The sequence below is a fragment of the Bacteroidales bacterium genome, assembly GCA_012519055.1.
GTDB lineage: Bacteria > Bacteroidota > Bacteroidia > Bacteroidales > Salinivirgaceae > JAAYQU01.
Map to the genome: position 1 here is coordinate 1 of JAAYQU010000047.1, position 14,283 is coordinate 14,283.

At 37.1% G+C, this 14,283-nt stretch carries 14 protein-coding genes; all 14 read left to right on the top strand.

Features of this window, described 5'->3' with window-relative positions:
- The first annotated feature begins 209 nt into the window (after positions 1–209).
- The gene (locus GX311_09975) at positions 210–494 is read left to right on the top strand and encodes a hypothetical protein (protein NLK16711.1); all 285 of its coding nucleotides are present in this window, start codon (positions 210–212) and stop codon (positions 492–494) included.
- On the top strand, positions 449–1,084 hold the full coding sequence (locus GX311_09980; protein ID NLK16712.1) for a nucleotidyl transferase AbiEii/AbiGii toxin family protein: 636 nt from the start codon (positions 449–451) through the stop codon (positions 1,082–1,084). Before GX311_09975 ends, GX311_09980 begins: the two co-directional genes overlap by 46 nt.
- Before the next feature lie 295 nt (positions 1,085–1,379).
- On the top strand, positions 1,380–1,793 hold the full coding sequence (locus GX311_09985) for a SoxR reducing system RseC family protein (GenBank protein ID NLK16713.1): 414 nt from the start codon (positions 1,380–1,382) through the stop codon (positions 1,791–1,793).
- A gap of 15 nt (positions 1,794–1,808) precedes the next feature.
- Complete coding sequence (locus tag GX311_09990; protein NLK16714.1) at positions 1,809–2,669, top strand: Fe-S cluster domain-containing protein; 861 nt, start codon at positions 1,809–1,811, stop codon at positions 2,667–2,669.
- Positions 2,670–2,700: 31 nt separating this feature from the next.
- A complete protein-coding gene (gene rsxC / locus GX311_09995; protein NLK16715.1) occupies positions 2,701–4,026 on the top strand; it encodes an electron transport complex subunit RsxC in 1,326 nt (441 codons plus the stop codon).
- Positions 4,027–4,052: 26 nt separating this feature from the next.
- Positions 4,053–5,054, top strand: a complete 1,002-nt coding sequence (locus GX311_10000; protein ID NLK16716.1) for an RnfABCDGE type electron transport complex subunit D — start codon at positions 4,053–4,055, stop codon at positions 5,052–5,054.
- Positions 5,047–5,706, top strand: a complete 660-nt coding sequence (locus GX311_10005) for an RnfABCDGE type electron transport complex subunit G (GenBank protein NLK16717.1) — start codon at positions 5,047–5,049, stop codon at positions 5,704–5,706. Before GX311_10000 ends, GX311_10005 begins: the two co-directional genes overlap by 8 nt.
- Complete coding sequence (locus tag GX311_10010) at positions 5,703–6,308, top strand: electron transport complex subunit E (GenBank protein NLK16718.1); 606 nt, start codon at positions 5,703–5,705, stop codon at positions 6,306–6,308. The genes GX311_10005 and GX311_10010 overlap by 4 nt, the downstream gene beginning before the upstream one ends.
- 12 nt (positions 6,309–6,320) lie before the next feature.
- Positions 6,321–6,893, top strand: a complete 573-nt coding sequence (locus GX311_10015) for an electron transport complex protein RnfA (protein NLK16719.1) — start codon at positions 6,321–6,323, stop codon at positions 6,891–6,893.
- 259 nt (positions 6,894–7,152) lie between these two features.
- The gene (locus GX311_10020) at positions 7,153–7,449 is read left to right on the top strand and encodes a hypothetical protein (protein ID NLK16720.1); all 297 of its coding nucleotides are present in this window, start codon (positions 7,153–7,155) and stop codon (positions 7,447–7,449) included.
- 219 nt (positions 7,450–7,668) lie between these two features.
- The gene (locus tag GX311_10025) at positions 7,669–9,678 is read left to right on the top strand and encodes a LysM peptidoglycan-binding domain-containing protein (protein ID NLK16721.1); all 2,010 of its coding nucleotides are present in this window, start codon (positions 7,669–7,671) and stop codon (positions 9,676–9,678) included.
- 143 nt (positions 9,679–9,821) lie between these two features.
- On the top strand, positions 9,822–10,397 hold the full coding sequence (locus tag GX311_10030; GenBank protein NLK16722.1) for a DNA-3-methyladenine glycosylase I: 576 nt from the start codon (positions 9,822–9,824) through the stop codon (positions 10,395–10,397).
- A 148-nt stretch (positions 10,398–10,545) separates the two neighbouring features.
- Positions 10,546–11,355, top strand: coding sequence for a KilA-N domain-containing protein (locus GX311_10035; GenBank protein NLK16723.1), 810 nt, complete (start codon positions 10,546–10,548; stop codon positions 11,353–11,355).
- A 123-nt stretch (positions 11,356–11,478) separates the two neighbouring features.
- Positions 11,479–14,058: a glycoside hydrolase family 2 protein gene (locus GX311_10040; GenBank protein ID NLK16724.1), complete on the top strand. Its 2,580-nt coding sequence runs from the start codon at positions 11,479–11,481 to the stop codon at positions 14,056–14,058.
- The last annotated feature ends 225 nt before the right edge of the window (positions 14,059–14,283 follow it).

Below are 14,283 nucleotides of genomic sequence, written 5' to 3' on the forward strand. Positions count from 1 at the left end.
AAAAAGTACTTTTTGTAAAGCAAAAAACATCCGCAAATGCAAATGTTTTTAATCAGATTTATTTGCTATATTTGACTGGCTTTTATATGAGCTTACAAAAGTAAAACACTCAAGTTTAGTAAAACAATTAAATTAGGTTTCTCTGTTCTAAGAATTGCAGAACAAGAAAAATGCACTGAATTTGCGAAAACTGGGAAAAAGTAAGGTTTATGGAGTTATCAAAAACATTATTTTGGGATACCGACATCAATAAACTTGATTATGAAAAACATTCAAGGCTTATTATCGAGCGGGTTTTAATGCGAGGAACGTTAAATGATTGGTTCGAGATTAAAAAATATTACGGACTTGAACGTATAAAAAATGAAACATTGAAAATTCGTTATTTAGACAAAGTAACGTTAAATTTTTGTAGCAAATACTTTAAAATACCCAAACAACAATTCAGATGTTACAATACAGAGCCGTCTATCCAGAAACTTTGGAATTACTAAAAATTCTGATGAAATATGATAGTTTGAGACAGACTTTTTTAGTCGGAGGAACTGCATTAGCCTTGCAATTAGGACATCGTATCTCTGTCGATATTGATTTGTTTTCTGAAACTGATTTTGATACAAATGAGATTTTGTCGGAATTACGTCAAGATTTAGAACTGCAAGTGATTATACAGAAAGAGAAAAACTCTTTGATAATCAATGCCAGAAAGAAAAATACGAATAATGAATTTGTAAAAGTGGATTTTGTAAAATACGCCTATCCTCTTTTAAAAGAGTTAAAAAATGAAGACGGAATACGTTTATTATCAGTTGAAGATATAATTCCGATGAAACTTTCTGCAATTGCTAACAGAGGAGCAAAAAAAGATTTCTTTGATATTTACGAATTAATGAAAACATACTCATTATCTGATATGTTCGAGCTGTTTTCAAAAAAATATCCAGACACCGCACATTTTCACATATTAAAAAGTCTAACATATTTTGATGATGCAGAAGAAGATTTTGACCCAATAACTTTACTTGATACTGACTGGGAAATTGTAAAGCAAACTATTGAAAATAAAGTAAATAAATTTGTATAAAATGACAAACAAGCTATAACATGTGCTTGATGTTTAACCTTCTGCTATTAACTCAATTACTAACTTCTTTTCCTGTTTGTGCTAAAGCCTACAAAACATATATATATTACCAGCCCCCTCGACTTTCGCCCGTAGGGCGACACTTTTAACTTTCACCTTGCACCTTTTTACTAAATTGCTAATTGTTAATTGCTAATTGCTAATTGAATTCCCCCCTCTGTTGATAAATTTTAATAAAAACCTGTACAATCTTTAAAAACATATTTTAACTTTGCTGTTCCTTATTTAAAATATAATGATCCAACACAAGGGAATTATACTTTCAATAAATAAAAACATCGCTGAGATATCGATTCAGCAAACGTCAGCCTGCGTTTCGTGTCAAGTAAAAGGGTCGTGCCTTTCTGTAGATACGAAAGAGAGACGAATAACGGCAAACATTACCCCCGAAAATTACGAAGTTGGAGAAGAGGTTCAGGTAACACTTAAAACCACACAGGGATATAAAGCTGTCTTTATTGCTTACGTAATCCCATTTATACTGATTATTGCGGTATTGGTTTTAGGAGAAACGCTTGGTCTCGCAGAGTGGAAGTCGGCTGTAGCAGCGATTTGCGTAACAGTCCTTTATTATATTGCGCTTAAACTGTTCGGGAAACAGCTGTCGCAATCTATGACATTTAAAATTGAGAAGTTAAATAATATATAAACATCTATGAGTCAGATAGTTTTATTATCAATTATTACACTATGTGCTATCGGAGCTATTGCAGCCATAATGCTCTATTATGCAGCCAAAAAGTTCCAGGTATATGAAGATCCTCGGATAGATGAGGTTGAAGCCGTATTGCCATCGGCAAACTGCGGAGGATGTGGTTATCCCGGTTGTCGTGGATTAGCCGAAGCTTTAGTCAAGGCTGACGATATTTCGGAACTGAAATGTCCTGCCGGCGGTGACTCTGTTATGAGTGCAGTTGCTAAGATTTTGGGACAAGAGGTTAAGACCTCGGAGCCTATGATTGCTGTCATACGATGCAACGGCACACTAGAGAACAGACCAAGAACATCAGTTTTTCAAGGAGCAAAGAACTGTGCAATTGCTCAATCAGTCTATATAGGAGAAACTGACTGTGCATACGGCTGTTTCGGCTATGGCGACTGTGTTGACGCTTGTAAGTTCAATGCAATACACATCGACCCAACAACAGGACTGCCTGTGATAGACGAAGAACATTGTGTCGCCTGTGGAGCGTGTGTAAAGGCTTGTCCGCGGAATATTATCGAACTGCGCAAGAAAGGACCTAAAAGCCGTCGCATTTATGTTAGTTGCGTTAACTGCGACAAGGGTGCGATAGCAAAGAAAGCGTGTGCGGTTGCATGTATAGGCTGTGGCAAATGTGCAAAAGAGTGCCCCCACGAAGCAATTACCATTCAAAACAATGTTGCATACATTGATTTCAACAAGTGCAAGCTATGTAGGAAATGCGTTGAGGTTTGTCCAACTAACGCAATTACAGAATTAAATTTTCCACCAAGGAAAGAGAATAAAAACGCTGAAACAAGCGGTGTTACTAACGAAAATTAACATTAACACACTTTAATTGAGGAGATATACTGTGCTTAAAACATTTAAAATGGGTGGTGTTCATCCACCGGAAAATAAAATTTCGGCAAACTCTCCAATAGAGGTTCTTCCGTTACCTGAGACTGTGACGATACCAATATCACAACATATTGGTGTGCCCTCACAGATTTTAGTGCAGAAAAATGATAAAGTAAAAGTTGGAACTCTGATTGCCAAACAGAACGGCTTTGTATCTGCAAATATTCACTCATCGGTATCGGGTACGGTGCAAAAAATTGAAGAGGTGTTCGATACATCTGGATACCGCAGAATGGCTATCACAATCGCAGTCGAGGGCGATGAATGGGAAGAGTTCATCGACCGCTCGACCGACCTGAAGAAAGATTACGACACTTCAATAGATATTATACAAAAGATTGCCGAGGCTGGTATCGTTGGACTTGGCGGTGCAACCTTTCCCGCACACGTCAAACTGACCGTCCCACAGGGCAAAAAGGCTGAAATTCTGATTATTAACGGCGTTGAGTGCGAGCCTTACTTAACATCAGACCACAGGTTGATGCTCGAACGCGATAACGAAATAATGATTGGCACCTCGATACTTATGAAAGCCCTGAATGTCAGCGATGCAGCTATCGGGATAGAGAACAATAAGCCCGATGCAATTAAAAAACTGACCGAAACGGCTAAGAACTACCCGGGTATCAAAGTTGTACCTCTAAAAGTAAAATATCCACAAGGGGCTGAAAAACAGCTTATTAAAGCAATCATAAATCGTGAAGTACCAAGTGGAAAGCTCCCGATAGAGGTAGGCGCAGTAGTACAGAATATCGGAACTGCATTTGCAGTTTACGAAGCTGTTGTAAAGAACAAACCACTGATTGAAAGAGTTGTAACCGTAACAGGAAAATCGCTGGAAAAACCGTCAAATCTGTTAGTTAGAATAGGCACGCCTGTACAAAAGTTGCTCGATTATGCCGGCGGCATTGATGAAAACGCCACCAAAGTCATAAGTGGCGGTCCTATGATGGGCAAAGCGATAAGCAATTTAGATATCCCTGTAACGAAAGGCACAAGTGGTATAGTTGTATTAAGCAAAAAAGAGGGCTACAGAAAAGAACAAAACAACTGTATCCGTTGTGCTCGCTGCGTTTCTGTTTGTCCGATGGGGCTTGAGCCATATCTGCTTATGGCATACTCCGAGAGACAGATGTGGAGCGAGGCAGAAAAAGATAAAGTAATGGATTGTATCGAATGTGGCTCGTGCAGTTTTACGTGTCCGTCTAGTCGTCCGCTATTGGATTATGTTAGACTTGGAAAATCGACTGTTGGAAAAATCATTCGCAATAGAAAGTAATTGATAATCAATTAAATATCGTACTAATGAATCGTAAATTAATTGTTTCACCTTCACCCCATGCCAAAGGTAGTGACTCTATCTCGTCAATAATGTATGGCGTGATATTCAGCTTGATACCGGTGTTAGCGGTTTCGGTTTACTTTTTTGGTATATCGGCGCTTATTGTAACGCTCACTGCTGTTGTATCGTGCATGGTGTTTGAATTTTTAATTCAGAAGTTTATATTAAAGGGCAAGCTCACTGTATTCGATGGCTCTGCAATAATAACGGGAATGCTTTTAGCTTTCAACCTACCATCATCAATTCCAATTTGGATGATAATTATAGGCTCTCTTGTAGCTATTGGGGTAGCAAAAATGTCGTTCGGTGGATTGGGCAATAATCCGTTTAACCCGGCACTTGTTGGTAGGGTTTTTATGTTGATTTCATTTCCTGTTGAGATGACATCGTGGCCCGCCAACAGATTTACTTTGATTGATGGATATTCAGGAGCTACACCGCTTGGACTTGCCAAAGCTGCTTTCAAAAGTGGCGAACCCCTGAATGAAGTTATGCCAAACCTGGCTGATATGGGACATATATTCAACTACTTTGTAGGAAATATGGAGGGTTGTATAGGTGAGATTTCGGCACTGTTTATCCTATTGGGCGGTCTTTATATGCTTTATCGTAGAATTATTACCTGGCATATTCCAGTATCAATATTTGCTACTGTTTTTATTTTCTCAGGAATACTGCATTTGGTTAACCCAGAGCAATATATCTCGCCGATGTTTCATTTACTTACTGGAGGTCTGTTCCTGGGAGCAATTTATATGGCAACGGATATGGTAACTTCGCCCATGTCGAGCAAAGGAATGATAATCTTCGGTATTGGTATTGGCGCACTTACGATAATTATTCGTACATGGGGCGCATATCCCGAAGGAGTATCATTTGCTATATTGATAATGAATGCATTTGTACCACTAATCAACAGATATATAAAACCTAAACGCTTTGGAAAGGAGGTTAAACATGGCTAAAAAAGAATCTACATTTTTAAATATGCTGATCACGTTGTTAGTAATAACATTGGTGTCGGCAACAGCTTTGGGTTATGTTTACGAACTTACTAAAGAACCGATTGAACTGGCAAAACAAAATAAAAATCTTGAAGCTGTAAAACAGGTCGTTCCTGAGTTTGATAATGATTTAAACGAATCCAAATGCCAACTAACTACAGATGAGGGCGTTACTTTAGATGCGTATCATGCAAAAATGGGAGACTCAATAGTAGGAACAGCCGTTAAGACTTTTACCAACAACGGATTTAGCGGCGAAGTTTGGCTAATGGTTGGTTTTACACCTGATGGCTCGATATACAATATTTCGGTACTCGAACATCAAGAGACTCCGGGATTGGGTACAAAAATGAGCGATCCAAGTTTTAAGGATCAGTTTATGAACAAAAATCCTGAAACGTTTAAACTAAGAGTTAAAAAAGATGGTGGCGATGTTGACGCTATAACCGCAGCCACAGTAAGCTCACGCGCATTTTGCGATGCGGTAGAACGCGCCCACAGGGCTTTAACAGGCTGCGTTGACGGAACTACGTCAGCCACAACAAGTTCACAAGCATCTAACGATACAGAAGAACAAGCAGATAAGACTTTAACAGAAGGAGGTGACAAATGAATTTCAAACAAAATCTAACAAAAGGTTTCTTTAAGGAGAATGCCGTTTTTGTCCTACTATTAGGGCTCTGTCCTACCCTTGCCGTATCAAACTCGGCAATAAACGGATTAGGTATGGGACTCGCAACAACGTTTGTTCTGATGTCGTCAAACATGGCTATATCATTAGTCAAGAATCTTATCCCCGATAAAGTGCGAATACCCTCGTTTATAGTTATTATAGCTACGTTCGTTACTTTGGTTGATTTAACTATGTCGGCTTATTTGCCCAGCTTGCATGCAGCATTAGGAATTTATATCCCGCTGATTGTGGTTAACTGTATAATTTTGGCGCGCGCCGAAGCGTTCGCATCAAAAAATAGCGTTTTTGATTCAATGATTGACGGTATAAGCATGGGACTTGGTTTCGCAATGGCTCTGACCATTTTAGGCACAATTCGTGAGCTTTTGGGGGCTGGTTCGATATTTGGTATTAACGTACCGATTTACCCTGTAGATGAGTCGGGAAACCCCGTAACAACGCTAATATTTATACTTGCACCAGGTGCATTTATGGTGTTAGGATACGTTATTGCAATAATTAACAGATTACGTAAAGCATAAGGAGGAATCAACATGATATATATAACCATAATCATATCGTCAATTTTTGTCAACAATATAGTGTTGAGCCAAATAATTGGAATTTGCCCATTTATGGGAGTATCCAAAAAAATTGACACAGCAGTTGGCATGGGCGGTGCTGTAACTTTTGTATTGGTTCTATCGACCGTAGTTACATTTTTAGTTCAAAAGTATGCGCTTGACCCGTTTGGAATTGGATATCTTCAAACAATAGTCTTTATATTAATCATCGCCTCATTGGTACAGTTGGTCGAGATAGTTTTGAAAAAGGTTGCCCCACCACTCTATCAGGCACTTGGTGTTTATTTGCCGTTAATTTCAACAAACTGTGCGGTACTTGGTATCGCCATTATGACCATTCAAAAAGGGTACACGTTATTAGAAGGAGCAGTTTACGCATTCTCAATAGCATTAGGCTTTGCATTTGCGTTGGTACTCTTTGCAGGTATCAGAGAGCAGCTTGACTTAGTAAGTATCCCCAAAGGTATGAAAGGCATACCTATTGCTTTGATAACAGCAAGCATTTTGGCTATGGCGTTTATGGGATTTGCGGGAATCGTTTAAGGCAATTAGCAATGTGCAATGAACAATGAGCAATTAGTTGACTGAATGTCAGTGTGTTGTAGAGACGTCATATTATGGCGTCTCAGCAATGAGCAATGAGCAATTATTAATTAATCTATTGAATATCAGTGTATTGCAGAGACACTGTATTTATGGTGTCTCTCTATAACTTTTGGCTCAATGTTTGTCGCAATGTTTCAATAGCAATTCAATAAACAAATAAGCTACTTAAGTGTTAGTAGTGATAAAATTAGCGACAATGGAAAATATTAATATAGAAAAACTGATTGAAGAACATAGATTAGATGAGGCATTAGAAGCACTTAATGCCCGTTTAGAGTCTAACAAAAGTGTTAAAAACCTCCTTTTAGGCGGAAAAATCACTATGATGCAACAAAAGTACGGCGATTCGCTGAACTTTTTTTATAAAGTCTTGGAAATAGAACCAGATAACGTTGAGGCTCAGTCGAAAATATCCTCTATAAGAGGTATTTTAAATATCACAAACTCATTTTATTTTGAAAATACTTATCTCGATAGCAGTTTATACGAATAATGGCACGAGATTTGAACAGTTAATAACGATTCATGGCTATTTTTCATATGCAGTTATTTGCTTAGTAAAAGCATCCGTTGAGTAATCTTCGGATGCTTTTCAATTTTATGCAATCTGAAATTAAAAGTTTGTGATGTTATATCATATCAATCTGTAAAAATCAAAAATTAGTTATATTTTTGTATGATTGGAATAAGGTCAGAAACTAAAAATAACATAATGAGGTATTATTCAATTGTCATTATCTTCTTGTTATCAGTAGCTTGCTGTTACGCTCAGGCACAACCTGCAGGGAGACAAAACAGAGTTATTATATCAGGAAAATCCTATATTATCCACATTGTAAAACGTGGCGAAACCCTCTATAATATTTCAAAAACATACAATATCCCATACGACAGTTTAACGGCTGCAAATCCGTTAGTATTACCAACATCATTGGAAATTGGCTCTGCACTGAAAATCCCCTGTTTAGAAGCTGACAAAAAAACAGCCTCCGAGATTAAAGACTCTATACCTCTATACCATGTGGTTCAAAAAGGTGAAAATATTTACAGAATATCACTGAAATATAATTTAAAACCGAGTGATATTTATAAGCTAAATCCGGGTTCGGAGGTTAGCATTAGTGTAGGTCAGAAACTATTACTACAAGCAAATGATGATGTAGAAATTGTTGATATAGAACAAGATAAACAGTTTATATATCACACAGTGCAAGAGAAAGAGACACTGATGGCTATATCAAGAAAATATGGGGTTAAACTTGAAGACCTGAAAAAAAATAACTCAAAACTAAAGGATAATGACATTATAAGTGTTGGAGAAAAAATAAGAGTTCCTCGCGATATGGTGGAAGTAATAACGCAAGTTAGCACAACACAAACCGATACAACATTTCAATATCATAAAGTAAAACCTAAAGAGACACTTTTCAGTATATCAAGGCTTTACGAGGTGTCGATTGATGAAATAAAAACAATTAATCCCGCACTAAACAGCCGAGAGCTTATGGCTGGCGAATTGTTGAAACTTCCAATAAAACAGTTGTCAGAAGAGACAACCCGACATGAGCCTACTCAAGAACCTATTGTCGCTCCATGCCCTTGTAAAGAGCAAAATATATATCGCACTGTAAAGGTTGGATTAATGTTGCCGTTTTATACAAACATTAACGACACTCTGACACAAACAAGAACTATTCCCCAAATATTTGAGCGCTCGAGACAATTCGTTGAGTTTTATCAGGGTTTATTGCTAGCAATGAACGACTTAAAGGAGAAAAATCTTTTGGCTGAGTTGCATGTATTTGATACACAAAACAGTCAATATGTTGTCCGTCAAATATGTAATTCTGAGGACTTTAAAAATTTAGATTTAATAATTGGACCTGCATTCAGCAAAAACATTGAAATCGTGTCGCAGGAAGCCAAAAAGTATAATATTCCTATAGTCAGCCCCCTCTCCACCGATGATAAGTTTCTTGAGGATAATGAAAATGCATTTATGGTCAGTCCATCTCAAAAAATACAGGATGACGAATCTATAAAACATATAAATGACATTAAAAGTGATAGTTATGTAGTAATATTTGACGGTAATCAATATGACTCAACGTATATTCCTGCTCTTAAGCAACATATTTTTAATAAATATACTCCTGAAACCATTGGGAAGTTAAAATACACTGAGTTTACGTACCATAAAGGCATGGAGACCCAATTAATGGATCTGTTTACAAACAATGATTCGGTGGTTATAATAATGCCGTCAAGAGATAAAGCTTTTGTAAGCGACATTGTTGCACGTCTCAATACTTTAACTGCAGAAAAGAGTATTATTTTATTTGGACAGCCGAGATGGTCCAGATTTGATAATATTAAACTTGAGTTTTTCCACAATCTAAACACACATCTGTTCTCTCTCTCCTATTGTGACTACACTAAAGAGAACGTAATTAATTTTGTCAGACAATACAGAGCTTTTTATAATACTGAACCCTCAAACAGAGCTTTTGAAGGATACGATATTGCAAAATATTTTATTGGGGCTGTTCATAGATACGGTAAGGACTTTAGATGCTGTTTAGACAAATACAAACCGGAACTTCTCCATATGTTTTTCGATATGAAACAGACAAAAAGCGGAACAGGTTATGCTAATCATCATTTGTACATGATACACTACATGAAAAACTTTGAACGCTCGATAAAAACGATTGAAAATTAAAGACAAAAGACAGAAGAGTGTTATTAACAATTCGTAACTTGTTGAAATAAACAACTATAACGCCTTTCAAGGCGTTAAAAAATTTTACCTTGCTCCTTTTACCTTTTACCTATAAAAGCGTTATAAACAAATAGTTAACAATCATGAATTTGAACAAAAAACGTTGTCCATGGGCTATATTAAGCGACGAGAAATATGTGGAATACCACGATAAAGAGTGGGGTGTGCCTCTGTTTGATGACAACAGACTTTTTGAGATGTTAGTATTAGAGGGCGCACAGGCAGGGTTAAGCTGGCGCACTATTCTTCACAAACGCGACGAGTATAGAAGCTGTTTCTTTGGATTTAATCCCGAAAAGGTTGCGAGAATGACCAATGATGACGTGGAGACTCTTATGTTAACAGGTGGAATTATTCGTAACAGATTGAAAATAAGCTCTGCCATTAAAAACGCTAAGGTTTTTATTGATATTGTTGAAAAATATGGTTCATTCTCGAACTACTATTGGAATTGGGTTGACGGAAAACCTATTATCAATCACTTTAAGACAATGGATGAGGTTCCCGCCAAGACACCCCTTTCCGAAGCGATAAGCAAGGATTTAAAAGGCAGAGGTATGTCTTTTATTGGAGCCACGATAATATATTCGTTTATGCAGGCAACAGGAATGGTTAACGACCATTTAACAAGCTGTTTTAGGCATAAAGAGTTGTGTTAGCCGTTATTTGGTGGTTTGCAACAGTTTTGAGTCTTCGTTCAGCCTTTTCTTTACTTTTAAATTCGAGGAATCGAAGTAACAAAATTATCAATAAATAATGATAATTTTGTAATTTATAATTTCACGCAATATAAAGCAACAATGAACTATGGCAAAAAAAATAACGGTTGAAGGTAAAGAGATATCTATTATTCTTGAAAAAGAACAAGAATACATTTCGTTAACCGATATGCTGAAAGCTAAAGATGGTGACTTTTTTATTTCCGATTGGCTTCGTAATCGAAATACGATTGAATATCTTGGTATTTGGGAATCGGTTTATAACCCTGATTTTAATTATGGCGAATTTGCCATAATTAAAAGTCAAGCAGGTTTGAATAGTTACAAACTTAGCGTAAAAGAATGGGTTGATAAAACCAATGCAATAGGGCTAAAGGCAACCGCAGGCAGATATGGCGGAACATACGCCCATCCCGACATCGCCTTTGAATTTGGAATGTGGATTAGCCCACAATTCAAAATATATCTTGTGAAAGAGTTCCAACGCCTCAAAAGCGAAGAAAACGACCACCTAAAATTAGAATGGAACCTGCAACGTACACTTGCAAAAGTAAACTACCAAATTCACACTGATGCCATCAAGGAAAACCTTATCCCGCAAGAAATTACCAAGCAGCAGATAAACTTTATTTATGCTAATGAAGCCGATTTGCTGAATGTCGCTCTTTTCGGAATTACGGCGAAAGAGTGGCGCGACAGCAATCCAGACAAGACAGGAAACATACGGGATTATGCTACATTGGAACAACTTGTTGTATTGAGCAATATGGAGAGTGTAAACGCTTTACTTATTAGACAAGGTTTGTCTCAAAGCGAAAGACTTATGCAGCTCAACAAAGTGGCTATTACACAGATGAAATCATTACTTGCAAGCAACACAATGAAAAAATTGAAATAAAACTAATCGCTAACATAAAATATGCAATGACGGTTCTTTCAAAAATTAAAATAAAATATCGAAAGTTATATACTGCAAATCCGCTACTCCACATAGCCTCGACCATTGATAAATTATTGCAATATGTCAAATTATCCCTCAAAAAAAATTAAAACAGCTATCTTTACTTCTATTTTTTTGCTACTCGCAGTAATATTAATATCGTGCAAGAGTAACAACAAGCAAACTCTGATAATTAAGAATTTAGACCAGAATTGGCAATTTTCGCAAGCGAATGAAGAAAAATGGCTTCCTGCTACTGTACCAGGCATTGTTCACACCGATTTATTTAAAAATGTGGCTATTCCCCACCCTTTTTACGCTTGCAACGAGGATTCACTACAGTGGATTGATAAACAAGATTGGGAGTATAAAACAACTTTTATTGCTGATAAAGCTCTGCTTGAAAAAGAGAATATTTATCTAATATTCGAAGGATTAGATACTTACGCTGAAATCAAGCTAAACAATACTGTTTTAGGAAACACAAATAATATGTTTAGAGAGTGGGCATTCGATATTAGTAATATTGTTCGTAGTGGCGAAAATGAGCTAAATATAGTTTTTAAATCTGCTTACAACCAAACATACAGTGATTCAGCATCTTACAGAGTAACATTGCCCGGCGGAAAGTATGTTTTTGCGCGCAAAGCCGCATATCATTTTGGCTGGGATTGGGGTCCTACTTTTATTACATCGGGTATATGGAAACCTGTTTATTTAAAGGCTTGGGACAACAATTTGGTCGAAAATTTTTATATCAAAACAGAGTCCGTCACACCCGACAAAGCAACGGTTGATATTAGCTTCGATATTGCAAACAGAAAAAACGAAGATGCAAAAATTGAAATTAAGGTTAATAGCAAAAAGCATTTGCAGTCGAATTTCTGTATCAACTCGTTGCGTAAAACATATAACTTTAGTCTTGAGATTAATAAGCCAAAACTCTGGTGGTGTAATGATTTGGGCGAACCGTATCTTTATGATATTGATGTGCAAATAACCTCTACGGCAGGGCTAATTTACTCAAAACAAATAAAATACGGTATCAGGACAGTTGAAGTTGTGTCTGAACCCGACAGCATTGGGCAGTCGATGTATATAAAACTAAATGGAACACCTGTTTTTATCAAAGGAGCCAACTATATACCACAACATAGCTTTGTCACTGAGGTAACCGATAACGATTACGCCAATATAATTTCGCTTGCTAAAGAGTCGAATATGAATATGTTACGTGTTTGGGGCGGTGGAATATACGAAAACGATATTTTTTACGACCTCTGCGACCAAAACGGAATTATGGTTTGGCAAGATTTTATGTTTGCTTGTGCCATGTATCCTATTGACATTCAGTTTTTTGACAATGTATCAGTTGAAGCGGAACAGCAAATAAAAAGGTTGCGAAATCATTCCTCGTTAGCTCTGTGGTGTGGCAATAACGAAATTGATGAGGGTTGGCACAATTGGGGTTGGCAAAGAGAGTTTAAGTTTTCAAAAGCCGATTCATCTGATATTTGGAACGGATATAAACATCTGTTTCACAATATCTTACCAAATCTTGTTTTAGAAAACGACAGGGATAGGTTTTACACAACCACATCGCCCATTTATGGTTGGGGGCGCGACAAGAGTATGACACACTACGATTCGCACTACTGGGGCGTATGGTGGGGAATGCAACCATTTAGTAAATATTTGGATAAAGTGCCCCGATTTATGAGCGAATACGGTTTTCAGGCTATGCCAGCTAAATCCACGATTAGAACGTTTCAGCCGGAAACATGCGATAGCCTCTTCTCGCCCACTCTACTATGTCATCAGAAACACCGCATTGGTTATCAGACAATTACAAAATATTTGGAGTATGAAAAACTGTATCCTAAAACGCTTGATGACTTTATTTATATGAGCCAACTAATTCAAGCCGAGGGCATTGGCTTGGCTATCGAGGCACACCGAAGAGCTAAACCGCTGTGTATGGGAACATTATATTGGCAATTGAACGACTGTTGGTCCGTAACAAGCTGGAGCAGCACCGATTTTTACGGCACTCCCAAAATGTTGCAATATAAAATTAAAGAGCTGTTTGACAACATTATAGTTTCATTGCTAAAACATAATGACAGCATTGATGTTTTTGTCGTTTCTGATAAATTATCGGATATTAAGGGCGAGGTAACCCTCTCGGCAATTGACTTTTCGGGGAAAAGAGAGACTCTTTTTAATAAAACAATTACAGTTCCGACTAACAGTTCTGTTCATGCTATTTCCTTGTCAGCAACAGATCTGTTTGAAAAGTTTCCACCCGAAACGACGCTTTTTGAAGCAACATTTAAAAATGACGATAACGTATATACAAATCGGAAGTTTTTGGCACCGTTAGGAACTATAAAAGTGCCTAAAGCTGAGTATAATATTAATATAAAGCCAATTAAAAACGGTTACGAACTTTTGTTAGAGGCGAAAACTTTAATGGCTTATGTTCATCTTTCGCTTGGGGACAAACAGGGCAAGTTTAGCAAAAACCATTTTACTCTTTTACCAAATGAGAAAATTGTGGTATTTTTGGAATGTGATTTGGGTAAAGAAGAGGTGGAGAGTTTGTTGACAGTTAAGTGTTTGTTGATTTCGGATATTGGAACACAGAAAACACAGATTTAACAGATTTACACGGATATCGGATTTGTGATTTCGGATTTCGGATTTTTGGAACACAGAACACACTGATTAGACGGATTTACACGGATTTTTGGATTTGTGGTTGGTTATTAGTGAACGTTAACTAAATAACCATTAAGGAGTTAAGGATAGTTTAGGAAAGACTTCGTCTTTATGATATGGGTGATTTTTAGTTAATTAATTGTTTTTTAACTTTTTAAACTGCGC

What these genes read in the sequence shown, in the direction of transcription:
- GX311_09975 (NLK16711.1), top strand. Translation starts at nt 210, where the DNA reads ATGGAGTTATCAAAAACATTATTTTGGGATACCGACATCAATAAACTT.
- GX311_09980 (NLK16712.1), top strand. Translation starts at nt 449, where the DNA reads ATGTTACAATACAGAGCCGTCTATCCAGAAACTTTGGAATTACTAAAA.
- GX311_09985 (NLK16713.1), top strand. Translation starts at nt 1,380, where the DNA reads ATGATCCAACACAAGGGAATTATACTTTCAATAAATAAAAACATCGCT.
- GX311_10000 (NLK16716.1), top strand. Translation starts at nt 4,053, where the DNA reads ATGAATCGTAAATTAATTGTTTCACCTTCACCCCATGCCAAAGGTAGT.
- GX311_10005 (NLK16717.1), top strand. Translation starts at nt 5,047, where the DNA reads ATGGCTAAAAAAGAATCTACATTTTTAAATATGCTGATCACGTTGTTA.
- GX311_10010 (NLK16718.1), top strand. Translation starts at nt 5,703, where the DNA reads ATGAATTTCAAACAAAATCTAACAAAAGGTTTCTTTAAGGAGAATGCC.
- GX311_10015 (NLK16719.1), top strand. Translation starts at nt 6,321, where the DNA reads ATGATATATATAACCATAATCATATCGTCAATTTTTGTCAACAATATA.
- GX311_10020 (NLK16720.1), top strand. Translation starts at nt 7,153, where the DNA reads ATGGAAAATATTAATATAGAAAAACTGATTGAAGAACATAGATTAGAT.
- GX311_10025 (NLK16721.1), top strand. Translation starts at nt 7,669, where the DNA reads ATGAGGTATTATTCAATTGTCATTATCTTCTTGTTATCAGTAGCTTGC.
- GX311_10030 (NLK16722.1), top strand. Translation starts at nt 9,822, where the DNA reads ATGAATTTGAACAAAAAACGTTGTCCATGGGCTATATTAAGCGACGAG.
- GX311_10035 (NLK16723.1), top strand. Translation starts at nt 10,546, where the DNA reads ATGGCAAAAAAAATAACGGTTGAAGGTAAAGAGATATCTATTATTCTT.
- GX311_10040 (NLK16724.1), top strand. Translation starts at nt 11,479, where the DNA reads ATGTCAAATTATCCCTCAAAAAAAATTAAAACAGCTATCTTTACTTCT.